The 24,590-nt window shown below is 39.9% G+C and carries 20 protein-coding genes and 1 other annotated feature; of the genes, 19 read left to right on the forward strand and 1 reads right to left on the reverse strand.

What is annotated here, in order from left to right:
- The first annotated feature begins 253 nt into the window (after window positions 1–253).
- The 14 genes from ACQKMR_RS16470 to yihA all read left to right on the forward strand — a co-directional run bounded on the left by ACQKMR_RS16470 (window position 254) and on the right by yihA (window position 18,836).
- The gene (locus tag ACQKMR_RS16470) at window positions 254–529 is read left to right on the forward strand and encodes a GNAT family N-acetyltransferase (protein WP_427698260.1); all 276 of its coding nucleotides are present in this window, start codon (window positions 254–256) and stop codon (window positions 527–529) included.
- A gap of 458 nt (window positions 530–987) precedes the next feature.
- Window positions 988–1,246 (forward strand) — a binding site (T-box leader).
- A 115-nt stretch (window positions 1,247–1,361) separates the two neighbouring features.
- Window positions 1,362–3,077: an acetolactate synthase large subunit gene (gene ilvB, locus ACQKMR_RS16475; protein ID WP_427698261.1), complete on the forward strand. Its 1,716-nt coding sequence runs from the start codon at window positions 1,362–1,364 to the stop codon at window positions 3,075–3,077.
- Window positions 3,078–3,080: 3 nt separating this feature from the next.
- The gene (gene ilvN, locus ACQKMR_RS16480; RefSeq protein ID WP_427698262.1) at window positions 3,081–3,593 is read left to right on the forward strand and encodes an acetolactate synthase small subunit; all 513 of its coding nucleotides are present in this window, start codon (window positions 3,081–3,083) and stop codon (window positions 3,591–3,593) included.
- A gap of 55 nt (window positions 3,594–3,648) precedes the next feature.
- Window positions 3,649–4,677, forward strand: a complete 1,029-nt coding sequence (gene ilvC, locus ACQKMR_RS16485; RefSeq protein WP_427698263.1) for a ketol-acid reductoisomerase — start codon at window positions 3,649–3,651, stop codon at window positions 4,675–4,677.
- Complete coding sequence (locus tag ACQKMR_RS16490) at window positions 4,664–6,199, forward strand: 2-isopropylmalate synthase (RefSeq protein ID WP_427698264.1); 1,536 nt, start codon at window positions 4,664–4,666, stop codon at window positions 6,197–6,199. The genes ilvC and ACQKMR_RS16490 overlap by 14 nt, the downstream gene beginning before the upstream one ends.
- Window positions 6,200–6,214: 15 nt before the next feature.
- Window positions 6,215–7,327 (forward strand): 3-isopropylmalate dehydrogenase, encoded by a 1,113-nt coding sequence (leuB, locus tag ACQKMR_RS16495; protein WP_427698265.1) that lies wholly within the window; start codon window positions 6,215–6,217, stop codon window positions 7,325–7,327.
- A 69-nt stretch (window positions 7,328–7,396) separates the two neighbouring features.
- On the forward strand, window positions 7,397–8,806 hold the full coding sequence (gene leuC / locus ACQKMR_RS16500; RefSeq protein ID WP_427698266.1) for a 3-isopropylmalate dehydratase large subunit: 1,410 nt from the start codon (window positions 7,397–7,399) through the stop codon (window positions 8,804–8,806).
- Between the two features lie 28 nt (window positions 8,807–8,834).
- Window positions 8,835–9,434, forward strand: a complete 600-nt coding sequence (gene leuD / locus ACQKMR_RS16505) for a 3-isopropylmalate dehydratase small subunit (protein WP_201186063.1) — start codon at window positions 8,835–8,837, stop codon at window positions 9,432–9,434.
- Between the two features lie 170 nt (window positions 9,435–9,604).
- Entirely contained in the window at window positions 9,605–10,639 is a 1,035-nt protein-coding gene (locus tag ACQKMR_RS16510; protein ID WP_427698267.1) for a tetratricopeptide repeat protein, read from the forward strand.
- A 185-nt stretch (window positions 10,640–10,824) separates the two neighbouring features.
- Complete coding sequence (gene tig / locus ACQKMR_RS16515; RefSeq protein WP_427698268.1) at window positions 10,825–12,117, forward strand: trigger factor; 1,293 nt, start codon at window positions 10,825–10,827, stop codon at window positions 12,115–12,117.
- Window positions 12,118–12,550: 433 nt separating this feature from the next.
- Window positions 12,551–13,819: an ATP-dependent protease ATP-binding subunit ClpX gene (clpX, locus tag ACQKMR_RS16520; RefSeq protein WP_427698269.1), complete on the forward strand. Its 1,269-nt coding sequence runs from the start codon at window positions 12,551–12,553 to the stop codon at window positions 13,817–13,819.
- A gap of 193 nt (window positions 13,820–14,012) precedes the next feature.
- Window positions 14,013–15,683, forward strand: coding sequence for an ATP-dependent protease LonB (gene lonB, locus ACQKMR_RS16525; protein ID WP_427698270.1), 1,671 nt, complete (start codon window positions 14,013–14,015; stop codon window positions 15,681–15,683).
- A 253-nt stretch (window positions 15,684–15,936) separates the two neighbouring features.
- Window positions 15,937–18,258 carry an endopeptidase La gene (lon, locus tag ACQKMR_RS16530; RefSeq protein WP_427698271.1) on the forward strand — a complete coding sequence of 774 codons (2,322 nt, stop codon included), beginning with the start codon at window positions 15,937–15,939 and terminating at the stop codon, window positions 18,256–18,258.
- Window positions 18,255–18,836: a ribosome biogenesis GTP-binding protein YihA/YsxC gene (gene yihA / locus ACQKMR_RS16535; protein WP_053347179.1), complete on the forward strand. Its 582-nt coding sequence runs from the start codon at window positions 18,255–18,257 to the stop codon at window positions 18,834–18,836. The genes lon and yihA overlap by 4 nt, the downstream gene beginning before the upstream one ends.
- 80 nt (window positions 18,837–18,916) lie before the next feature.
- Here the strand turns inward: yihA and ACQKMR_RS16540 are convergent, their stop codons facing one another.
- Entirely contained in the window at window positions 18,917–19,399 is a 483-nt protein-coding gene (locus tag ACQKMR_RS16540) for a LiaF transmembrane domain-containing protein (RefSeq protein WP_427698272.1), read from the reverse strand.
- A gap of 262 nt (window positions 19,400–19,661) precedes the next feature.
- Between ACQKMR_RS16540 and hemA the strand changes: the two genes are divergently transcribed.
- The 5 genes from hemA to hemB are packed head-to-tail and all read left to right on the forward strand — an operon-like array spanning window position 19,662 to window position 24,583.
- Window positions 19,662–21,011, forward strand: coding sequence for a glutamyl-tRNA reductase (hemA, locus tag ACQKMR_RS16545; protein ID WP_427698273.1), 1,350 nt, complete (start codon window positions 19,662–19,664; stop codon window positions 21,009–21,011).
- A gap of 10 nt (window positions 21,012–21,021) precedes the next feature.
- On the forward strand, window positions 21,022–21,852 hold the full coding sequence (locus tag ACQKMR_RS16550) for a cytochrome C assembly family protein (protein WP_427698274.1): 831 nt from the start codon (window positions 21,022–21,024) through the stop codon (window positions 21,850–21,852).
- A gap of 9 nt (window positions 21,853–21,861) precedes the next feature.
- Window positions 21,862–22,794 (forward strand): hydroxymethylbilane synthase, encoded by a 933-nt coding sequence (gene hemC, locus ACQKMR_RS16555; RefSeq protein WP_427698275.1) that lies wholly within the window; start codon window positions 21,862–21,864, stop codon window positions 22,792–22,794.
- Window positions 22,794–23,591 carry a uroporphyrinogen-III synthase gene (locus ACQKMR_RS16560; RefSeq protein ID WP_427698276.1) on the forward strand — a complete coding sequence of 266 codons (798 nt, stop codon included), beginning with the start codon at window positions 22,794–22,796 and terminating at the stop codon, window positions 23,589–23,591. Before hemC ends, ACQKMR_RS16560 begins: the two co-directional genes overlap by 1 nt.
- Complete coding sequence (gene hemB / locus ACQKMR_RS16565; protein WP_427698277.1) at window positions 23,588–24,583, forward strand: porphobilinogen synthase; 996 nt, start codon at window positions 23,588–23,590, stop codon at window positions 24,581–24,583. The genes ACQKMR_RS16560 and hemB overlap by 4 nt, the downstream gene beginning before the upstream one ends.
- The last annotated feature ends 7 nt before the right edge of the window (window positions 24,584–24,590 follow it).

Below are 24,590 nucleotides of genomic sequence, written 5' to 3' on the forward strand. Positions count from 1 at the left end.
CCATAAGGCTTCTAACCGTAGGAACTACGGGAGTAGCCTAATTAAAAATTGGCCGATAGGCTAATGTTCTTAGGAATCCCCCACTTCAATCAGACGGTCGATTAGTGGTGGGTAGTTCAATTTCGGCATTGTGTTAAGTGTTTATCGAAAAAAGGATGTAATTTGCACGGTTCAATCTTAATTTAGTTTTAAATATTTGTTTAATTTTCATTTTGTGAGATATGATAAAGGGATATAAAAGGAGGTCATCAACATGGTGGATATCCAAAAAGGTGAAGGTTCTTTTTTTGTCGAAGAATCTGGCGAGAAATTGGCGGAAATTACGTTCTATAAATCAGGTGATAATGAAATCACGGTAGACCATACCGTTGTGTCTGACAAGCTTCGCGGGCAGAAGGTAGGCAATTCTCTTGTTGAAAAGGTGATTGAGTTTGCACGTGAAGAAAAACTAAAAATCGTTCCAGTATGTACATTCGTTCAAAAACAGTTTGCAAAAAATGTCGATTACGAGGATGTTTTAGCCAAATAATTAAAGGGCTGATACGAGGAGGAGGATGACTATGACTATTCATCCATTATCCTATGTATTCAGCCTTTTTCTATGTATTTATACTAATAAACTAAAACAGATGTTATGATGTGAAATTTGATATTATATAGTCTTGCGTATGAAATGTAAGTATTTTTATATCAGTTTTTTTTAGTTCGTTAATTTTGGGTAATATACTTTTACAAAAGAGAATGGATGGCGCAGGTTGATTTGCAATTTGAAAATATAGAATATTTAACTTTTTTAAAATAAATAAATATAATTTATTTATTTAGAGAATGGGATAATAGTAGGTATGTAAGCGTATACAGTAAAACTTGCAATTTAGAATTATCAAAAAATTCTTTAAAAACCTGTTGACTACTACCCAAAATACGCGTAAGATAATCACAAATACAAGACATCAAACATAAGCGTTTTTAAAAATATGAATTATGCGAAAAGCATTGAAGAGGATAAGTAGTCTTTTTACAAGGCATTCACAGAGAGCCGGGTTGCTGAGAACCGGTATTGTCCCGAAAGATGAACTCACCTTGGAGTTTCAGCTTGAACGTCAGACTAGTAGAGCTGAACGGGTGCGTACCAGTACCCGTTACCAAAACAGAGAATAGTGTAGACTATTCAAAGTGCGCATGGAAGTTCGTGCGAAAAAGGGTGGTACCGTGGAGTGGCTTATCAAGCCTTTTCACCCCTTTAACTTGCAAAGTGCAAGTACATTTGGGGTGGGAAGGCTTTTTTGTATGCTAAAAAAGCAGAAAATTCTGAATGTTAAGAAAAATATCAAGTGAGAAAGTGGAGGAGGTCTTTACGTATGACACAAAAAGCAGTAGTAGCTGATCGGAAAGGTGGAAAGACACAATATAGTGGTGCCGAATTCCTGATGGATGCATTGAAAAAGGAAAATGTTGAAGTCATTTTTGGTTATCCGGGTGGTTCTGTATTGCCGATTTATGACAAGCTATACAGTTCAGAGCTTTTTCATATTTTGACAAGGCATGAGCAAGGCGCAATCCATGCAGCAGAAGGATACGCCAGGATTACCGGCAAGCCGGGGGTGGTCATAGTCACATCCGGTCCAGGAGCAACAAACATTGTCACCGGTTTAGCGGATGCAATGATTGACTCTTTACCACTTGTTGTTATTTCAGGTCAGGTTGCTACTAGTGTAATTGGTACAGATGCTTTCCAGGAAGCTGATGTACTAGGGATTACAACCCCGATTACAAAACACAACTATCAAGTAAGAAAGCCGGAAGACCTCCCACGTATTATAAAAGAAGCTTTTTATATCGCTTCAAGCGGCCGACCGGGTCCAGTTTTGATCGATATACCTAAAGATATGGCCATTTTAGAAGGAGTATCAACGGATGATGAGCCTGTAATGGATCTCCCTGGTTATCAGCCGACGACGAAGCCCAATTATTTGCAAATTAGAAAGCTCGTTGAAGCAGTTAGTGGAGCGAAGAGACCGGTCATTCTTGCCGGGGCAGGTGTCCTGCATGCAAAGGCATCCCATCTATTAAAGGAATACGTCGAGCAGCAAGGGATTCCAGTTGTTCACACCTTACTCGGTCTTGGCGGTTTTCCGGCTGACCACCCGCTTTTTATCGGAATGGGCGGTATGCATGGCTGTTTTGCAGCAAATATGGCGTTATCAAAATGTGATCTATTAATCAATATCGGTGCCAGGTTCGATGACCGATTGACTGGGAATTTAGCGAAATTCGCACAGCATGCAACGGTTGCCCATATCGATATTGACCCTGCAGAAATCGGTAAAAATGTACCAACAAAGATTCCAGTAGTCGGCAGTGCGAAAGAAGCCCTAACCGAGTTGATTGGGCAAAGTGGTAAAATGCCGGATATTACGGAATGGACCACACAGCTGACTAAATGGAATGACGAATTCCCTTTACGTTATACAGAAGAAGAAGGTGTGCTGAAACCTCAGCGAGTCATCCAAATGCTTCATGAAAAAACGAATGGAGAAGCCATTGTTACAACGGATGTTGGGCAGCATCAAATGTGGGCAGCCCAATACTATCCGTTTAACAAACCGAATTCTTGGGTCACTTCCGGGGGACTTGGCACGATGGGCTTTGGATTACCTTCCGCACTCGGGGCTCAACTAGCAGATCCGAAAGCGACAGTACTTTCAATATCCGGAGATGGCGGCTTCCAGATGTGCCTTCAAGAACTTTCGGTTATTGCTGAAATGAATCTACCAATCAAAATTATCATCGTTAATAATGGAGCACTTGGAATGGTAAGACAATGGCAGGAACTCTTTCATGATAACCGTTTTTCACACAGCATTTTTCAATCGCACCCTGATTTCGTGAAATTGGCTGATGCATATGGAATTCCGGGATTCAAAGTAACTACGGAAGAAGAAGCAAGCAACTGCCTCGATGAAGCGCTAGCAATTGATGGACCGGTATTAATTGATTTCCGTGTTAAACAAAATGAAAATGTCTTTCCGATGGTAGCGCAAGGAAAAGGGCTTGATGAAATGGAAGGAGTTTAATCAATGAAGGGAATTCTTAGCCTCACCGTGAACAACAGGCCAGGCGTCCTTAATAGGATTACGAACCTGTTCACAAAAAGAAACTATAACATTGAAAGCATGACTGTCGGACCATCCGAACAGGAAGGTATTTCAAGGATGACCTTCGTGGTCGATGTTGATGACGAAAACGTCATTGAACAAATCACAAAGCAATTAAACAAGCAGATTGATGTTTTAAAAGTAAATGATATTACGAATCAATCGATTGTGGCCAGGGAACTGGCACTCATTAAAATATTAGTGAGTACCCAGACTCGTGCTGAAATTTATACAGTCATTGAACCTTTCCGAGCATCTGTAATAGATGTGAGTAAAGATAGTCTGACGGTTCAAATCACTGGGGAGTCAGACAAAATTGAAGCTTTTATTGAACTAATCAAACCGTATGGCATCAAGGAATTAGCAAGGACAGGGACAGCAGCATTCCCACGTGGAATGCAATTAGCACATCCCAAAAGTGCAACAATCGTTTAAAGACTAAAGACTAATACAAAAAACTAATGGATAAGAAAAGGGAGATGTAATTATTATGGCAAAAGTATATTATAACGCAGAAGCAAAAGAGAATTTCTTCAACAATAAAAAGGTAGCAGTTATCGGATACGGTTCACAAGGACACGCTCACGCACAAAACTTACGTGACAGCGGTGTTGAAGTAATCATCGGAATCAGAAAAGGTAAATCCTTCGATAAAGCTGTAGAAGACGGATTCAATGTTTACACAGTTAAAGAAGCAGCTGAACAAGCAGATGTAATCATGAACCTATTACCGGATGAAACTCAACCAAAAGTATACCAAGAAGAAATTAAACCAGTATTACGTGCAGGCCAAGCGTTAATGTTCGCACACGGATTCAACGTTCATTTCAATCAAATCGTTCCGCCAGCAGACGTAGATGTGTTATTGGTAGCTCCAAAAGGTCCTGGACATCTTGTTCGCCGCACATATGAACAAGGCGCAGGTGTACCAGCGTTGTTTGCCATCTATCAAGATGTTACAGGGGAAGCGAGAGAATTAGCACTTGCTTACGCTAGAGGAATCGGCTCATTAAGAGCTGGTGGCTTGGAAACAACATTCCAAGAAGAAACAGAAACAGATCTATTCGGAGAGCAAGCAGTACTTTGCGGCGGCTTAACTGCCCTTGTAAAAGCCGGTTTCGAAACTTTGACAGAAGCTGGGTACCAACCGGAAGTTGCATACTTTGAGTGTTTACATGAACTTAAATTAATCATCGACCTTATGTATGAAGGCGGAATGGAAAACATGCGCTATTCCATTTCTGATACAGCACAATGGGGAGATTTCGTTTCTGGACCACGCGTTGTAACAGAAACTACTAAAGAAGCAATGAAAGCTATTTTGAAAGACATCCAAGACGGTGAGTTCGCTAAAGGATGGATCTTGGAAAACCAAGCAAATCGTCCAGTCTTCAATGCTATCAATAATCGTGAAAACCAACATCAAATCGAAGTAGTTGGTCGTGAATTAAGAAAAATGATGCCATTCGTAAAACCTCAACAAAAAGAGAAAGAAGTGGTAGCTGTTGCGAAAAATTAATATATTTGAAACGACACTTCGAGATGGGGAACAATCCGCTGGCGTAAATTTAAACTTTACAGAAAAGCTTGAAATTGCTTATCAGCTAGAAAGGTTGGGTGTAGATATTATCGAAGCCGGTTTTCCGGCAGCATCCAAAGGAGATTTCAATTCGGTTCAGGAAATCGCGCGCAAAATCAGAAACAGCTCTGTTACAGGGCTGGCGCGCGCTGTAAAAGGAGATATTGATGCAGCTTGGGAAGCATTAAGAGTCGGGGCAGAACCAAGATTGCATACGTTCATCGCAACATCTCCTATTCACCGTGAATATAAGCTGAAAATGTCAAAAGAACAAGTGATTGAAAAATCGATTGCGATGGTCAAGTACGGGGCAGAACGTTTTCCAATCGTTCAATGGTCTGCAGAAGATGCGAGCCGTACAGAACTTGACTATTTGGCTGAAATCGTCGAAGCGGTCATTCAAGCGGGAGCAAAGGTTATTAATATTCCGGATACAGTAGGCTATGCAGCTCCAATCGAATACGGCAACATTTTCCGTTACCTGCGTGAAAACGTTCCTTCTATTGATAAGGTGAGTTTATCTGCACACTGCCATGACGATCTTGGAATGGCAACAGCTAACTCCTTGGCTGCCATCGAAGGCGGAGCAACGCAAGTTGAAGGTACAATCAACGGCATTGGAGAGCGTGCTGGTAACGTGGCACTCGAAGAAGTAGCAATGGCTCTCTACATTCGTAAAGATTTCTATCAGGCAGAAACGGGCCTTGTCTTAAATGAAATTAAAAGATCCAGTGATTTGGTCAGCCGCCTAACGGGGATGCAGGTTCCAGCTAATAAAGCAATAATTGGCGCCAATGCTTACGCGCATGAATCAGGTATTCACCAAGATGGTATGTTAAAAGAAAAAACAACGTATGAAATCATATCACCGGAACTTGTCGGCGTTTCATCTAATTCACTCGTTTTAGGAAAACATTCCGGACGGCATGCTTTCAAAGAAAGATTGCAAGAGTTGAATTTTTCGGTAACGGATGAAGAAATGAACTCTTTATTCGTTCAGTTCAAGGAATTGGCTGATAACAAAAAGACAATGACGGATGAAGATATCGTGGCACTAGTACTTGAAGAAAAAGCGACAGATATCAGTTTTTATAACCTGGTTTCTTTCCAGATTTCCCACGGTACACATCAAATTGCGACAGCGACTGTTACGCTGAAAAAAGGTGATAACGAAGAAATTCAGGAAGCGGCAACTGGTGCGGGAAGTGTTGAAGCGCTATATAACACACTTGAAAGATGTTTGGGCAGCGAGATTAATTTAAAAGACTATCGGATTCAATCTGTAGGTGGCGGAATGGATGCCCTTGCACAAGTTTTTGTGAAGATCGATTATAACGGTGTGGAAACGAGCGGACGCGGTCTCGACCAAGACGTTTTGGAAGCATCTGCTAAAGCATATCTGAACGCGGTGAACCGTGTGATTATCATGAAGGAATTAGAAGAAAAAGCTGTATTACAATAGAAAGGGGAGATTTCGATGAAAAGGAATATTGCGGTGCTTCAAGGAGATGGCATCGGGAAAGAAGTAACAAGAGGCGCTGTAGAAATTCTCGAAGCCGTTGCCCAAAGATATGGTCACGATTTTGAATTTCAATATGGTGAAATTGGTGGCGGGGCAATCGACAACACTGGATCGCCCCTGCCGGATGAAACAGTAGAGATTTGTAGAAACAGCGATGCGGTATTATTAGGTGCCGTTGGGGGACCGAAGTGGGATAATCACCCTGCACACCTAAGACCGGAACGAGGTTTGTTAAAAATCCGAAAAGATTTGAATCTCTATGCTAACATTCGACCAATCAGCTATTATTCCAGCTTATCGGAATCTTCACCTCTAAAAAAGGAATTCATTGAAGATGTGGATTTTGTTATTGTCCGCGAACTAACGGGCGGCCTTTATTTCGGAAAGCCGAGTGAACGGGTAGAGAGAGAAGGGAAAGAAGCGGTTGTTGATACTCTTTTCTATCAAAAAATCGAAATGCAGCGCATCATTGAACTTGCGTTTAAATTAGCATCTGATCGAAAGAAAAAAGTAACATCTGTTGATAAAGCCAATGTGCTTGAATCCAGCAGGATGTGGCGTGAAACGGCTGAAGAAATAGCAAAGGATTATCCGGATGTAGAGCTTGAACATATGCTTGTGGATAATGCAGCCATGCAACTTATTAAAAATCCAAAACAATTTGATATTGTCGTAACAGAGAATATGTTTGGCGATATTTTAAGCGATGAAGCGTCCGTATTAACTGGTTCGCTTGGAATGCTTCCTTCCGCCTCTATATCTACACAAGGGCCGAATTTATATGAACCAATTCATGGCTCTGCACCTGATATTGCAGGCAAAAATTTAGCAAATCCTATCGGAACTATTTTATCGGCGGCATCGATGCTGCGCTTATCCTTCGGGTTGGAAAATGAGGCAAATGCTGTTGAGCAAGCTGTGGAAACGGTACTCGATTATGGGTTAAGAACAGGTGATATTGCAAATGGGCAATCTAGCATTACTTCTACTTCAGAAATGATTGCTGAAATAAAAGCGAATCTTTTAGACCAGGAAGCTATTTCCAACATCATGGGAGCTTATGCATAAACTTCTTTCACGGCCTAACATTAGGCCGTGTTTTTTAAAAAAATATAAAATTAATCGAGGTGGATACAGATGGGTAAGTCGATAATAGAAAAAATATGGGATCGGCATATTGTAAATGATGAGGAAAATAAACCGGATTTATTGTATATAGACCTTCAATATATTCATGAAGTAACCTCTCCTCAAGCATTTGAAGGATTGAGATTAAAAGGACGTAAAGTCAGAAGACCGGATCGTACATTCGCGACAATGGATCATAATGTGCCGACTGTTAATCGCTATTTCATCGAGGATGATATTGCAAGAAAACAGTTAGAAGCACTTGACCAAAACTGTAAGGAGTTTGGCATCCGCCTTGCTGATTTAGACAGTCCGGATCAAGGAATCGTTCACGTAATTGGTCCTGAATTAGGTCTTACACAGCCGGGGATGACGATTGTTTGCGGTGACAGTCATACCTCTACACATGGCGCATTTGGATCGATTGCGTTTGGGATAGGAACAAGTGAGGTCGAACATGTTTTGGCTACACAAACTCTATGGCAAACAAAACCAAAAACATTAAAGCTTGAGGTTAAAGGAAAGCTTGGTCAAGGCGTGATGGCGAAAGATGTCATTTTATATGTGATTTCTAAATTTGGTGTGGATTTTGGTACTGGGCATATCATCGAATATTGTGGCGAAGTATTCCGAGATATGTCAATGGAAGAAAGAATGACGGTATGTAATATGTCGATTGAAGGCGGAGCAAGAGCGGGGCTTGTGGCTCCTGATGAAACAACTTTCTCTTATTTAAAAGGTCGTAAATATGTGCCAAATGGAGTGGAATTCGAACAATATGTTCAAGATTGGAAGTCGCTTGCCAGTGATGAAGATGCGGTCTATGACCAGGAAATTATTCTTGACGGCAGCCTAATTTCGCCGATGGTCAGTTGGGGAACAAACCCAGGAATGGCGAGTGGAGTTGATGGCAATGTACCAACCTTTGCTGAAGATATCATCGATTCAAAAGAACTGAATCGTGCTCTTGAGTATATGGGTCTTGAAGAAGGTATGCCAATAACGAATATTCCTGTTCAGCATGTATTCATTGGATCTTGTACAAATTCCCGGATTGAGGATCTACGACAAGCCGCAGAAATGATAGATGGTCAGACTGTTCAAAAAGGTGTTCGAGCGATGGTCGTTCCAGGTTCACAAAGCGTTAAACGACAAGCGGAAGATGAAGGTTTGGATGAAATTTTCAAATCCGCAGGCTTTGAGTGGCGTGAATCAGGATGCAGCATGTGCTTAAGTATGAACCCGGATGCCGTTCCATCTGGTGAGCACTGTGCATCCACTAGTAATCGGAACTTTGAAGGACGCCAAGGAGCTGGTGCAAGGACTCACTTAGTTAGCCCGGCAATGGCTGCAGCAGCGGCCATTTATGGGAAATTTGTCGATATTAGAAACTTGGAAAAAGCTGAACAAGTTCATTAAGAATACGAATTAGCTGGAGGTGCAGAGAATGGAACCCATTACTATATATAAAGGAAGAGCCGCGGCACTAGACCGTAAAAATGTGGATACAGATCAAATCATTCCAAAGCAATTTTTAAAACGTATCGAGCGAAGCGGATTTGGTGAATTTTTATTCTACAACTGGCGTTTTGATGAGGATGGAAAGGAACGTCCCGATTTTGAATTAAATCAGCCTCATAATCAAAACACATCCATTTTAATTGCAGGTGAAAATTTCGGTTGTGGTTCTTCACGTGAGCATGCTCCATGGTCGTTGAAAGATTACGGATTTGATATTGTCATCGCACCGTCTTTTGCTGATATTTTTAAAAGTAACTGCATGAAAAATGGGATGGTTCCTATTGCTTTAACGCAGGATGAAGTTAAGTATTTAATGGAGAGAGTGTCAGCGCCTGACTATGAGTTGACGATTGATCTGCCTAATCAAACATTGATAGATGGTCAAGGGTTTGAGGCAAGCTTTGAGATTCATCCATATTGGAAGGAAATGCTAGTCAAAGGCTGGGATGAAATTTCTATTACACTTCAATATGATGAAGAGATTTCTGCTTATGAACAACAAAAAAAGGTTGTTTCTAGTATTTAATTGAAGAACAAATCTCCCGTTCTTTCTTTCTTATTTGAAAGGATCCGGGATTTTTTTTTGTAAAGAACAAAAGGTGGAAATTGGATCATTCACCCATATAAATTTTTGTATTTCATGCTATAACATGCTAAACTGTTTTTCAAAAAGCGACGGTGAGGCGGAAAATAGGGATGGATAATAAGAACAACCAAAAGAAAGCTGAAGATACCAAGATTATCTCCTTTCCAAATCTCGGTGAAAGGTTGATTGTAAAAGGGTTAGATGAGCTCGGGAACAGAAACTTTAGAGATGCTGCAAGGCTCTTTAGCCAAGCACGGGAGTTCGAGCCCGAAAATGATGAAGTCTGTATGGGACTCGTGGTCTCCCTTGTTGAACTTGAGTATTATGAGGAGTCAAAAGAGTTGTGCCAAGAGATGCTGAACAAAGGCATCGGTGATTATTTTCAACTCATCAATATCTATTTAATGGTGCTTTTACAATTAAGCGAGCATCAGGAAATGGTTACGACTATTGAAATGCTCTTTGAAGAAAATCAAATACCATTTGATAAAGAAGAACATTTTGAAAAGATGCTTCAGTTCAGTAAAAGGGCTCTTGAGGATAAAAAAGAGGAAGCGGACAGGAAAAAACAGCAGCTTGCAGAGGAATTAAAAGAGGATGAGCTGTTTGAAGGGAAAACGGATAATGAAATGTTCTTAGTTATTTCAAAACTGACGAATATAAATATTCGACCATTTATCCCTCAAATCGAACAATTTCTACAACAAGAACATGGCCATCCGTTTTTTAAAACGATGCTCCTTAACATCCTTACCGACCAGGAATATAACGAAGAAGTGACACTTAAGAAATTCTCTAAAGCAAAGACTGTTATTCCACAAGAATTAGCAGGCTTGAAGGAGACGGAATTTTATAAGAAGGTTACCAGTCTTACAGAAGCGGAAATAAGTCAGAAAAACCCAAGCTTATATGAGATGGTGCATAGTTTAATCGAGAGGCATTCCTTTCTAATATATCCGTTTGAACCGGAACCAGAAAGCCTGCCAGCATGGGCGGCTGCCTATCATGCATTAGCAGAAGAATACATGGCAGGAGAAAATATCAGCGGGAAGATAGCGGACATTTACTTGGCTGATGAGGAAGCCGTTGAGGATATTCTGTCCTATATAAAAGAAATAGAGGAAATTTCTTATCCCATTATTTAACCTATAGCTGTTGTAACAGATTAATCCTGTGGTATAATGTAGTGGTTGTAATGTATAATCGTCTAATTTTGACGATTTCCCAATATTTTTTTTGGGTATATTTGAAGGATGACTTGTTAACACTTGCAAAGCATATTCATCCAATGCTTATTATTGAAGTATATAGATTTTTTGGAGGGAAACACATGTCTGTTAAATGGGAAAAACAAGAAGGTAATCAAGGCGTATTAACAATTGAAGTTGACGCTGCAAAAGTAAACGAAGGTTTAGACGCAGCTTTCAAAAAAGTAGTAAAACAAGTAAACGTACCTGGCTTCCGTAAAGGTAAAATGCCACGTCAAATGTTCGAAAAAAAATTCGGCGTAGAATCTCTTTACCAAGATGCGCTTGATATTATTCTTCCAGATGCTTATGCAAATGCTGTCGAAGAAGCTGGAATTCAGCCTGTAGATCGTCCAGAAATCGACATCGAGAAAATGGAAAAAGGCGAAAACTTAATCTTCACTGCAACTGTAACAGTTAAGCCTGAAGTTAAATTAGGAGATTACAAAGGTGTTGAAGTTGAAAAATTCAATACTGAAGTAACTGACGAAGATGTTGAAAATGAATTAAAAACTTTGCAAGAGCGTCAAGCTGAGCTTGTTGTTAAAGAAGAAGGACAAGCTGCTGAAGGCGATACAGTTGTTCTTGACTTCGAAGGATTCGTTGATGGTGAAGCATTTGAAGGTGGAGCTTCTGAAAACCATTCATTAGAAATCGGTTCTAACTCTTTCATTCCTGGTTTTGAAGAACAACTAGTTGGTCTTGAAACTGGCGCTGAAAAAGATATCGAAGTAACATTCCCAGAAGAATACCATGCTGCTGAACTTGCAGGTAAACCAGCTGTATTCAAAGTGAAAATTCACGAAATCAAAACAAAACAACTTCCTGAGTTGGATGATGAGTTCGCGAAAGATGTTGACGACGAAGTTGAAACATTAGCAGAACTTAAAGAAAAAACAAAACATAAATTAGAGCATGACAAAAAACACGAAGAAGAAAACTTCGTACAAAACACTGTAATTGGTAAAGCTGTTGAAGGTGCAGAAATGGACGTTCCAGAAGCAATGATTTCTAACGAAGTTGACCGCATGATGAATGAGTTTTCTCAACGCATTCAATCACAAGGTTTAAACTTGGATCTTTACTACCAATTCTCAGGTCAAGACGAAGAAGCTTTAAAAGCACAAATGAAAGAAGAAGCTGAAGGACAAGTTCGTACAAGCCTAACTCTTGAAGCAATTGCTGAAGTTGAAAAACTTGAAGCAACTGACGAAGATGTAGAAGCTGAACTTGGTCAAATGGCTGAAATGTACAAAATGGAAGTAGAAGCAATCAAACAAGCTCTTGGAAACTTAGAAGGAATTAAAGGCGATCTTAAAATTAAGAAAGCAATTGACTTCTTGGTTGAAAACAGCAAAACAGTTGAAGCAAAATAATTTTTTATAAGTAAGTAGATTTTAATATTTTCTTCAAAGAAACAAGGCGCGAGTAATCGTGCCTTGTTTTATACATATTGAGAATTTGTGGAAATTTAAAATTATCAGTTATTTCCTGATTGATTTTTTTTTGATTTCAGTGTAGATTAGTTCTAATACCGCATATACATATTTATACAACAAATCCGTATTTTAAAAATCAAAAGTTTTGGGCATACTGGTAAAGAGCAAATACATATTGGTTGAATATTGTACTTATTGAACAACTCGCAAGCGTGAGCATTTTTGTTACTAAACTTCCAAGAAACATGATAAAATGCAAAACATACTAGGAGTTTTGGAATGCTTTAGTAGGTGTGTGTCTTTTTTTCATTAGGAATTAGATACCGCTACTGTAATAGAGTTGGCAGAGTATTTAAAGGGGTGAACGTTCATGTTTAAATTTAATGATGAAAAAGGACAGTTAAAATGTTCTTTTTGCGGTAAAACACAAGAACAAGTCCGTAAACTGGTTGCAGGTCCAGGTGTATATATTTGTGACGAGTGTATCGAACTTTGTACGGAAATCGTTGAAGAAGAGCTGGGTACTGATGAAGAAGTAGAATTCAGGGATGTACCAAAGCCAATGGAAATTCGTGAAATTCTTGACGAATATGTGATTGGACAAGAACAGGCGAAGAAATCTTTAGCTGTTGCTGTTTACAATCATTATAAACGTATCAATTCCAATAGCAAAGTCGACGATGTAGAGCTTTCTAAAAGTAACATCGCTTTAATCGGACCGACGGGAAGCGGGAAAACCCTTCTTGCGCAAACATTAGCACGTCTTCTGAATGTTCCTTTTGCTATTGCTGATGCAACTTCATTAACGGAAGCTGGATATGTAGGGGAAGATGTGGAAAACATCCTTCTTAAATTGATCCAAGCGGCTGATTATGATGTAGAAAAAGCGGAAAAAGGCATCATTTATATCGATGAAATTGATAAAGTTGCCCGTAAATCCGAAAACCCTTCTATTACACGAGATGTGTCTGGTGAAGGTGTGCAACAAGCCTTGCTAAAAATTCTTGAAGGAACGGTTGCTAGTGTACCGCCACAAGGGGGACGTAAACATCCTCATCAAGAGTTCATTCAAATCGACACTACCAATATTTTATTCATCTGCGGTGGTGCCTTTGATGGCATCGAACCAATCATCAAACGCCGTCTTGGTCAAAAAGTCATTGGTTTTGGCTCTGATGTGAAAAAGGATGATGTTGCAGAAAAAGAATTGCTTTCTAAAGTTCTTCCTGAAGACTTACTTCGTTTCGGATTGATTCCGGAATTCATCGGCCGTCTTCCAGTAATTGCTACTCTTGAGCAATTAGACGAAGCTGCTTTGATTGAAATCCTGACAAAACCGAAAAATGCTCTTGTAAAACAATACCAAAAATTACTTGAGCTAGACGATGTTGAATTGGAATTCGAACCGGAAGCACTAAGTGAAATTGCTAAAAAGGCAATAGAACGTAAAACAGGTGCACGTGGTCTCCGTTCTATTATTGAAGGCATCATTCTTGAAGTGATGTTTGATCTTCCTTCCCGTGACGATGTTGCAAAATGCGTGATCACAGGTAGCACGATTTCGAAAAATGAATCTCCAAAGCTCGTCCTTAAAGACGGTACAACCATCAAAGGACAAGGAAAGAAAACATCTGCTTAACTTAAAAATGTAAAGACTGTCAGTTCATAGCTGTCAGTCTTTTTTTTGCTTTTTTTATGATGTCTTGATGAAAATTTGCTAATGTTTACGATAAAAACTCCAAAATTTACAACCTGAATTTCTGGATTATTTCGACCTGCCCTAGGAGATACTAACAGAAATGACAAACTAGGCGAGTGCAGGAGGGAATACGATGAATTGGACAGGAATAGCATTGTTTATCCAGCTGTTTTTTGGGATTGTAATTGGGTTGTATTTTTTGAATTTATTGAAAGGTCAGCGGACACAAAAGGTTTCTATTGACCGTGATTCACGAAAGGAAATGGATCAATTACGTAAGATGAGGTCGATTTCGTTAACAGAGCCACTGGCCGAAAAGGTTAGACCATGTACGTTTGACGAAATCGTCGGTCAGGAAGATGGCATTAAATCCTTAAAGGCGGCCTTGTGTGGGCCGAATCCCCAGCATGTGATTATTTACGGTCCTCCAGGGGTTGGGAAAACAGCAGCTGCCAGGCTTGTTTTAGAAGAAGCGAAAAAAAATGGGAAATCTCCTTTTAAAAATTCGGCTGTGTTTGTTGAATTGGATGCGACTACAGCTAGATTCGATGAACGGGGAATTGCCGACCCATTAATTGGGTCAGTGCATGATCCGATTTATCAGGGAGCAGGGGCAATGGGCCAGGCCGGTATTCCACAGCCAAAGCAGGGTGCTGTTAGCAATGCTCATGGAGGCGTATTGTTTATTGATGAAATAGGGGAGCTCCATCCAATACAGATGAATAAGCTGCTAAAGGTGTTGGAAGATCGTAAGGTGTTTCTTGAAAGTGCCTATTATCAAGAAGAAAATCAAAGTATTCCTACTCACATTCATGATATTTTTAAAAATGGACTTCCGGCTGACTTTCGGTTGATTGGAGCCACTACCAGGACGCCAAATGAAATTGCACCTGCCATTCGCTCGAGATGTATTGAAGTGTTTTTCCGTGAACTGGACCGGGAAGAAATAATTACAGTGGCTAAAAATGCCTCCGATAAAGTAGGAATTACGATTAGTGAAAAAGGATTACAGTCTATTTCGGATTATGCCCGAAATGGTAGAGAAGCTGTAAATATGATTCAGACTCTCGCGGGTATTTCGATTAATGAAAACCGAACATATATTAGAGAAGAAGATATTGATTGGATGGCTCATAGCAGCCAACTGACACCGCGAATGGATCGGAAAATTGAATCTAATTCAAAAATAGGCCTCGTTAACGGTCTTGCCGTCTATGGACCCAACAGCGGAGCATTGCTAGAAATCGAGGTAACAGTTATGGCGGCCTCTAATGAAACCGGTTCGATAAATATAACCGGTATTGTTGAAGAAGAAAGCATCGGCGGTGGGAATGGAAAATCAATCCGCCGCAAGAGTATGGCAAAAGGCTCGATTGAAAATGTAATCACGGTTTTACGTTCGATGGGAGTACCGGCCGACCAATTTGATATCCATGTAAACTTTCCTGGTGGAAGTCCTGTAGATGGCCCTTCAGCGGGAATTGCAATGGCTACAGGTATATACTCGGCAATCTATAAAATTCCTGTTGATCACACACTAGCAATGACTGGAGAAATCAGCATTCATGGCGGCGTTAAACCGATAGGCGGAGTCATTCCGAAAATCAAGGCTGCAAAACTGGCTGGAGCAAGGACAGTAATCATTCCAGCAGAAAACATGCAGCCGCTGCTCCAAGAAATCAAGGATATTGAGATCATTCCCGTTTCTAATGTGAAAGAAGTATTGGACCGGGCACTGAAAAAAGAGTTGATGTCTGAACAAATTCTCACATCCTTGGAAATTTCAAAAAAAGAAAGTGTATAAAAGAAATGCCCCGGTTTGAATATATCCGGGGCATTTTAAGGACCATAACAATTTCTTGAAATAAACCTAACAGAAAAATAATCACATGTTCATACGTGCTTTTTTATCTAATATTGGAGATAATAAAAGCAGTAGAAACGTGTTAAGGTAAACAAATAGACACTTCTATATAAATAGGATAGAATTGTTAAAAGGTTGAGAATAGGGTAAATAGTTTACAACGACGATACTAATTAGATGGAGGTGTCAGGAAATGACTGATAAAGAAATCATCGTCCCCCTCCTGCCGCTTAGAGGACTGCTTGTATATCCAACGATGGTACTTCATTTAGATGTAGGCCGAGATAAATCGGTACAAGCCCTTGAGAAGGCAATGGTGGAAGACCATCTTATATTTTTGACGACACAGCAAGATGTTTCGTTGGATGAACCAGGTGAAGAAGATTTATTTAAAATGGGGACTTTAACAAAGGTAAAACAGATGTTGAAGCTTCCAAACGGTACAATCCGAGTGTTGGTGGAAGGATTAAACCGAGCAGAGGTCATCGAATTTTACGATTATGAGACACATTATGGTGCCAAGATAAAAATATATGAAGACAGCGATGAAAAAGATGCGGAACATCAAGCATTAATGCGTACTTTGCTGGATTATTTTGAACAATACATAAAGATGTCCAAGAAAATAACCGGTGAAACTTTTTCCGCTACTTCCGATATTGAAGAGCCGGGAAGACTAGCGGATATAATTGCTTCGCATTTGCCTTTGAAATTGAAGGAAAAGCAAGAAGTACTTGAGACTATTGATATGAAAAAACGTTTAAGCCGTGTTATCGAGATCATTAATAACGAGAAAGAAGTTCTTTTTCTTGAGAAAAAGATCGGTCAGCGTGTTAAACGTTCTATGGAGCGGACGCAAAAAGAATATTATTTGCGTGAACAGATGAAAGCGATTCAAAAGGAATTGGGAGATAAAGAAGGTAAAACAGGTGAAATTACCGTTCTTACTGAAAAGATAGAAGCAGCGGATATGCCGGAGCATATTAAAGAAACAGCATTAAAGGAATTGGACCGTTATGAAAAGGTTCCGTCTAGCTCAGCTGAAAGTTCCGTCATTCGCAACTATATTGATTGGTTAATCTCGCTTCCTTGGTCCAATGCTTCGAAAGACGACTTGAATATTCATAAAGCTGAAAAAATTCTAAACCGTGACCATTATGGGTTGGAAAAGGTAAAAGAGCGGGTGCTTGAGTATTTAGCTGTTCAGCAATTGACCAATTCTTTGAAGGGACCAATCCTTTGCTTAGTGGGCCCTCCTGGGGTCGGAAAAACAAGCTTGGCTAAATCAATCGCTGCATCCCTGAACCGGAATTTCGTTCGGGTTTCCTTAGGTGGAGTGCGTGATGAATCAGAAATCCGTGGACACCGCCGTACCTATGTAGGGGCAATGCCAGGCCGGATTATCCAAGGTATGAAAAAAGCTGGAACGATTAATCCTGTCTTTTTACTGGATGAAGTGGATAAGATGTCAAATGACTTTAGGGGAGATCCGTCTGCAGCGATGCTAGAAGTGCTCGATCCGGAGCAAAATCACAATTTCAGTGACCATTATATAGAGGAAACCTATAACCTTTCCAAAGTTATGTTCGTTGCAACTGCAAACAATTTGGGAACGATTCCTGGGCCGCTTCGTGATCGTATGGAAATCATTTCGATTGCGGGTTATACTGAGATAGAGAAACTTCATATTGCCAAGGATCATTTACTGCCTAGACAGTTAGAAAACCATGGTTTATTGAAGACACAACTGCAAATTCGTGAGGAAGCCCTTACTAAAATCATCCGTAATTATACCCGGGAAGCTGGTGTCCGGAGTCTTGAACGACAGCTTGCAAGCATCTGTCGGAAGACTGCGAAGATCATCGTATCCGGAGATAAAAAACGGGTCGTCATTTCTGAAAAGAATGTCGAGGAGTTTTTAGGGAAAACGATGTTCCATTATGGACAAGCGGAAGTCGAAAACCAAGTCGGTGTCGCTAATGGATTAGCTTACACGTCGGTCGGTGGCGATACGCTACAAATCGAGGTTTCTTTATCACCAGGTAAAGGCAAGCTTATTTTGACAGGAAAACTTGGCGATGTAATGAAAGAATCGGCTCAGGCTGCTTTTAGTTACGTCCGTTCGAAAACCGAGAAACTTCATATTGATACGAACTTCCATGAAAAATATGATATTCATATTCATGTTCCTGAGGGTGCTGTCCCTAAGGATGGTCCTTCTGCAGGCATCACGATTGCAACAGCGTTAATATCGGCCCTTACTAATAGGCCGATCAGAAAAGAGGTAGGCATGACAGGCGAAATTACATTACGCGGACGAGTTCTTCCAATCGGCGGCCTTAAAGAAAAATCTTTAGCGGCTCACCGGGCAGGACTTACGAAAATCATCATCCCGCAAAATAACGAAAAGGATATTGATGATATCCCGGAAAGTGTCCGTAAAGAATTAACATTTGTTCCAGTTTCACACGTTGATGAAGTCCTTGAGCATGCATTGGTAGGTGTGAACGAATGAAAGTAACAAGTTCAGATATTGTCATAAGTGCTGTAAAGCCTGAACAATATCCAAATACTCCAATCCCGGAGTTTGCCTTAGCGGGTCGTTCCAATGTAGGAAAATCGAGTTTTATTAACAAAATGATTAATCGAAAAAATTTGGCGCGTACTTCCTCTAAACCAGGTAAGACGCAGACGTTGAATTTTTACATCATAAATGAAGCACTTCATTTTGTGGATGTGCCAGGTTATGGCTATGCAAAGGTTTCTAAAACTGAGCGTGATGCATGGGGGAGAATGATTGAAACGTATTTCACCTCTCGTGACCAGCTTCGTGCTGCGCTCTTAATCGTCGATTTGCGTCATCCGCCGACTAAGGATGATATCGCAATGTACGAATTCCTAAAGCATTATGATCTGCCACGGATTGTTATCGCCACAAAAGCGGATAAAATTCCAAAAGGCAAATGGCAGAAGCACTTAAAAGTCACACGCCAAACGCTTAATATGGAAAGAGAAGATGAATTGCTTCTTTTCTCAGGAGAAACAGGCGAAGGAAAAGAACAGGCCTGGGGCGTTCTTAAGAAATATATGTAACAGAAAAGAAAAGGGTATTCCGCAAATGGAAATACCCTTTTCTGCATTAAATTTTTAAAGCATGAACTTCTCTGGTTTTTTTATTTTTTTCGGATTAATATGTAAACTCCAATTGCCATCAACACAAACGGCCAAAACTTTTCAATGTTTGCCGAACTTGTTTCGAGGATGCCGAAAGAAGTAGTGATTTTATCATAAAATAAAATAAGGATTGAGATAATAAACAATATCATCCCATGTAGCATTCCAGAATTTGTTTTACGGGCTCGGAGAATAAATCCTAGAGATATGATTAAAATAAAGATACCTATATTATCCGGCCAAATATCTAGGTTCTCGACGATATGGAAATGAGCGCCGAACCCGAGCAAGATGACGCCGGGAAGAATGGAATCAAATTCATTACCGCTATAAGCCTGTATTAAGAAGGCGGCACCAACGATACATAATAAGGTGGGCCAGCTAAAAAAGCCTGGAAAGATTTCTATTTGCGAATGTTCAAGAAAAAAGTAGAGTCCGAAACCGATTAAAACGATTCCAGGGAAAATACGTTGCGTTTTCATTTTATCCTCCTATCCAATTCGATTACTTGAAGTTTTTGGGCATTTTTGATATGGTACTTTTGTACACAATGTCAATGTCGAAATATGTATTTAAATTATAAATCACCGCTCTAATACCTTTTGTAGCTATTCAGGTGTTTTGGCAGTCTTTTTTAATGGTATCATACGTTTTCATAAACTGTTCATATTATTTGCGTGAATCAATTTTAGTACATGGTATAATAAATTTACATGAAAAATTTTGGGGGTGCAAAATAAAAGGATGCATATTCTAGCGGTTGGTATTAATTACAAAACTGCCCCTGTTGAAATTCGGGAAAAACTGTCGTTTAACGAAGCCGAACTTGCCGAGGCAATGAAAGCTCTTAAAAATAAAAAAAGCATCTTAGAAAATGTTATTATTTCAACGTGTAATAGAACGGAAATATTTGCGGTCGGTGACCAACTTCATACAAGCCGATATTATATCAAGGAATTTCTTTCAGAATGGTTTAACATCGATAAGGAAGAATTCTCTAAATATCTGTTTATCTATGAAGGCGATGGGGCTGTCGAGCATTTATTTTCAGTTACTTGCGGCTTGAATTCCATGATTCTTGGAGAAACACAGATTTTGGGACAAGTTCGTTCAAGCTATATGTTAGGACAGAAAGAAGAAACGCTTGGTACGGTTTTTAACCATCTCTTCAAGCAATCCCTTACAGTAGCAAAAAAAGCTCATTCAGAAACGGAAATTAATACGAATGCAGTTTCTGTTAGCTATGCGGCAGTCGAGCTTGCAAAAAAAATCTTCGGTGGACTAGACGGCAAGAATGTCTTGATTCTTGGTGCAGGAAAAATGGGTGAACTGGCTATTCAAAATCTGCATAGTAACGGTGCAGATAGTATTACGGTTATCAACCGTACGTACCAGAAAGCGGTCGACTTAGCTGAAAGATTTAATGGTAAAGCAAAACAGCTTCAAGAGTTGCAATGTGCCTTAGTGGAAGCTGATATTTTAATTACTTCCACTGGTTCAAAAAATCTTCTCGTAACAAAAGAAATGATGACTTTCGTGAACAAGCTTCGTAAAGGTCGTCCTATTTTTATGGTCGACATCGCAGTACCGCGTGACCTTGATCCAAAATTAGCTGAGCTTGAGAATGTCTTCTTGTATGACATTGATGATCTTGAGGGAATAGTACAAGCGAATATCGAGGAGCGTAAAAAAGCAGCCGAGAAAATCGAATTAATGATTGAATCAGAGATCGTTGATTTTAATCAGTGGATTAATTTGCTTGGCGTAGTTCCTGTTATTTCCTCTTTACGGGAAAAATCACTGTCGATTCAAAAGGAAACGATGGATAGCATCGAAAGAAAGCTTCCACACTTAAGCGAACGCGACAAAAAAGTACTGAACAAGCATACGAAGAGTATCATCAACCAAATGCTGAAGGATCCTATTTTATATGCTAAAGAACTAGCAGATGAACCTAATGCAAAAGAGCAATTAAATAATTTCGTGAAAATCTTTCATTTAGAGGAATTGATTGAAGAACAGTTGGTAGTGGATGACGAAAATGAACGGAACAGCGCCAAGACATCCCTATTAAATCCAGTTCCTGTCCAGTAATGAGGTAGATATGGAATTACTAATGACAAGATTACATGAAGCCACTGTATTGTTGTATGCCATCAGTATGCTTTTATATTTTATTGACTTCCTTAATAATAACCAGAAGGCGAATAAAGTTGCCTTCTGGTTGCTTTCTATTGTTTGGGTGCTGCAAACAATTTTTTTGTTTCTTTATGTAATGAAAACGGGAAGGTTTCCGGTATTGACGATTTTTGAAGGCTTATATTTTTATGCATGGGTCCTCATCTCTTTATCATTAATTATTAACCGACTGCTTAGAGTCGATTTTACAGTCTTTTTTACCAATGTATTAGGATTTATGGTTATGGCAATTCATACCTTTGCACCTGTTCAGATAGAATCAGAAGTGCTGGCACAGCAGCTCGTTTCAGAGCTTTTGCTCATACATATTACGTTTGCCTTTCTATCGTATGGGGCTTTTACACTTTCTTTTGTATTCTCCCTACTCTACTTAATTCAATATGATTTATTGAAACGGAAAAAATGGGGGAAACGGCTGCTTCGTCTCGGTGATTTAACAAAGCTTGAGCATATGTCATATGTTCTCGCAGTAATCGGAGTCCCGTTATTAGTGGTCTCCCTAATCTTGGGTATTCAATGGGCCTATATAAAAGTACCAGGAGTATCATGGCTGGATATGAAAATTATCGGCTCATTTATTATGCTCATCGGTTACAGCGTGTTTTTATACTTAAAAATTCGGAAACAAATGTATGGAAGGACACTAGCCTTTCTGAATATTGGATCTTTCATGATTGTGTTAATTAACTTTTTCCTTTTTGGAAGCCTTTCAACGTTTCACTTTTGGAATACATAGGAGGAAACTATGAGAAAAATTATTGTCGGGTCTAGACGTAGTAAATTAGCGATTACCCAAACGAACTGGGTTATTAATCAACTCAAAGAACTTGGTGTTCCTTACGAGTTCGAGGTGAAGGAAATTGTCACTAAAGGGGATCAAATCCTTGATGTAACGCTTTCTAAAGTAGGAGGCAAAGGCTTATTTGTAAAAGAAATCGAACAAGCTATGCTTGATAAGGAAATCGATATGGCTGTACATAGTATGAAAGATATGCCGGCGGTACTTCCAGAAGGCTTGACGATTGGCTGCATTCCACCAAGAGAAGACCACAGAGATGCCTTGATTTCAAAAAACCATGAAACTCTTTCTGAACTGAAGCCAGGTTCTATTATAGGGACAAGCAGTTTACGCCGTGGTGCTCAAATCCTAGCAAGAAGACCAGACCTTGAAATTAAGTGGATTCGCGGTAATATCGATACCCGCCTTAATAAGCTGAAAACTGAAGATTACGATGCTATTATTTTAGCTGCAGCCGGACTTTCAAGAATGGGATGGAAGCATGACATCGTATCAGAATTTTTAGATGAAGATATTTGTATACCAGCCGTTGGTCAAGGAGCACTTTCTATTGAATGCCGTGCTGACGATAAAGATTTACTGGCTGAGCTTGCGAAATTAACCTGTGAAAAAACGAAAAGAACAGTTGAAGCGGAACGGGCATTTTTAGATAAAATGGAAGGCGGCTGTCAGGTGCCAATTGCCGGCTTCGCGGTAGCAAAAGACAATGGAGATATTTCATTAACTGCTTTGGTAGCTTCTCCGGATGGAAAATTGATTTATAAAGAAATGGTTGAAGGGCCTGACCCAGAAGCAGTTGGACATAATGCAGCTAAACTTATTAGTGAATTTGGCGGTAAAGAGTTAATCGATCGTGTAAAAGAGGAGCTTGATCAGTAATGAAGCCCTTTCAACCTCTCAAAGATTATCAGGTGTTAATCACCAGAGGGAAAAGACAGGCTGATGGATTAAAAGCTTCGGTTGAAAAAAATGGTGGAACTCCGCTTCTCGTTCCTTTGCTTGAGTTCACTCTTCCTGATCGTCGGGAAGAAGTGCAGCAGCGGTTAGAAGAGTTAGATAGCTACGACTGGATTATTTTAACCAGTCAAAATGGAGTTGAATTCCTCTTTGCGCTTCTCGGAAAAAAGCCTGTTAGGCTTCCAAAAATAGCTGTTATCGGCTCAAAAACAGAAGAAGCACTGAAGCGCCATGGATATGTAGCGGATTTTATTCCATCTCAGTTTGTTGCTGAAGGTTTTGTTTCAGAGTTCATTTCACTACTTCAACCTGGATCCCGTGTTTTGCTGGCAAAAGGAAATCTCGCTAGGGCGGTCATTGCGGATGAGATTAATAAAACAGGTGCATCTTGTGATGAAGTGATTGTTTATCATACCGTACTTCCTGATGAGAGTGAAAGAAAACTTGTTCAACTGATAGTAAATCAAAAAATTGATATCATAACCTTTACAAGCTCTTCAACGGTAGATCACTTCTTACAGATTATAGAACGCAATAAATTGGATACATACATAGAACCCATTATCATTGCATGCATCGGACCAATTGCCGCTAAAACGGCTTCTAAACATGGTTTAACTGTCGATGTGTGTCCAGATGTTTATACAACAGAAGCAATGATAGAGGAATTAATACGATTCATTGTAAAAAAGAATAATAAGGGAGGAACTTTAAAATGAAAGACATTCCATTCAATCGCCACCGCCGCCTGCGTGCAAGTGCTGGCATGCGAGCTTTAGTCCGTGAAACACAATTGCATAAAGAGGATTTAATCTATCCGATTTTCGTCATTGACGGAGAAAACGTAAAAAATGAAATTAGTTCGATGCCTGGTATTTATCAGCTTTCTTTGGATAATCTGGGAGCAGAAATGGATGAAGTCGTGAGTCTAGGCATTAAATCAGTCATTTTATTCGGTGTCCCTTTTGATCATGATAAAGACGAACACGGCACAGGTGCTTTTCATCATAATGGGCTTGTACAAGAGGCGACCCGTCTTATCAAAAAACAATACCCAGAAATCATTGTCATTGCTGATACATGTCTATGTGAGTATACAAGTCATGGCCATTGTGGAGTCGTTGAGGGAGACAAGATTTTAAACGACGCTTCCCTTAACCTTCTTGCAAAAACGGCGATTAGCCAGGCCGAAGCGGGCGCTGATATCATTGCACCTTCTAACATGATGGACGGATTTGTTGCGGCCATTCGTGCTGGTTTGGATGAAGCGGGCTATGAAGATGTTCCAATCATGTCCTATGCTGTAAAATACGCTTCAGCCTTTTACGGCCCATTCCGTGAAGCTGCGAATGGCGCGCCACAGTTTGGCGACAGGAAGACGTACCAAATGGATCCTGCGAATCGTCTTGAAGCGTTCCGTGAAGCGGAATCAGATGTTGCTGAAGGTGCGGATTTCTTAATCGTGAAACCAGCCCTTTCTTATATGGACATCATCAGAGATGTAAAAAATAACTTTAATCTTCCTGTTGTTTCATATAATGTGAGCGGAGAATATTCCATGGTTAAAGCTGCGGCTAATAATGGCTGGATTGATGAAAAAGCAATTGTAATGGAAATGCTGACAGGCTTTAAACGTGCAGGATCGGACCTAATCATTACGTATTTTTCAAAAGAGGTTGCACGTTGGATCGACGAAGATAATAAAAGATAAAAAAATA

This window comes from Peribacillus sp. NPDC096540 (assembly GCF_050278525.1).
Lineage (GTDB): Bacteria > Bacillota > Bacilli > Bacillales > DSM-1321 > Peribacillus.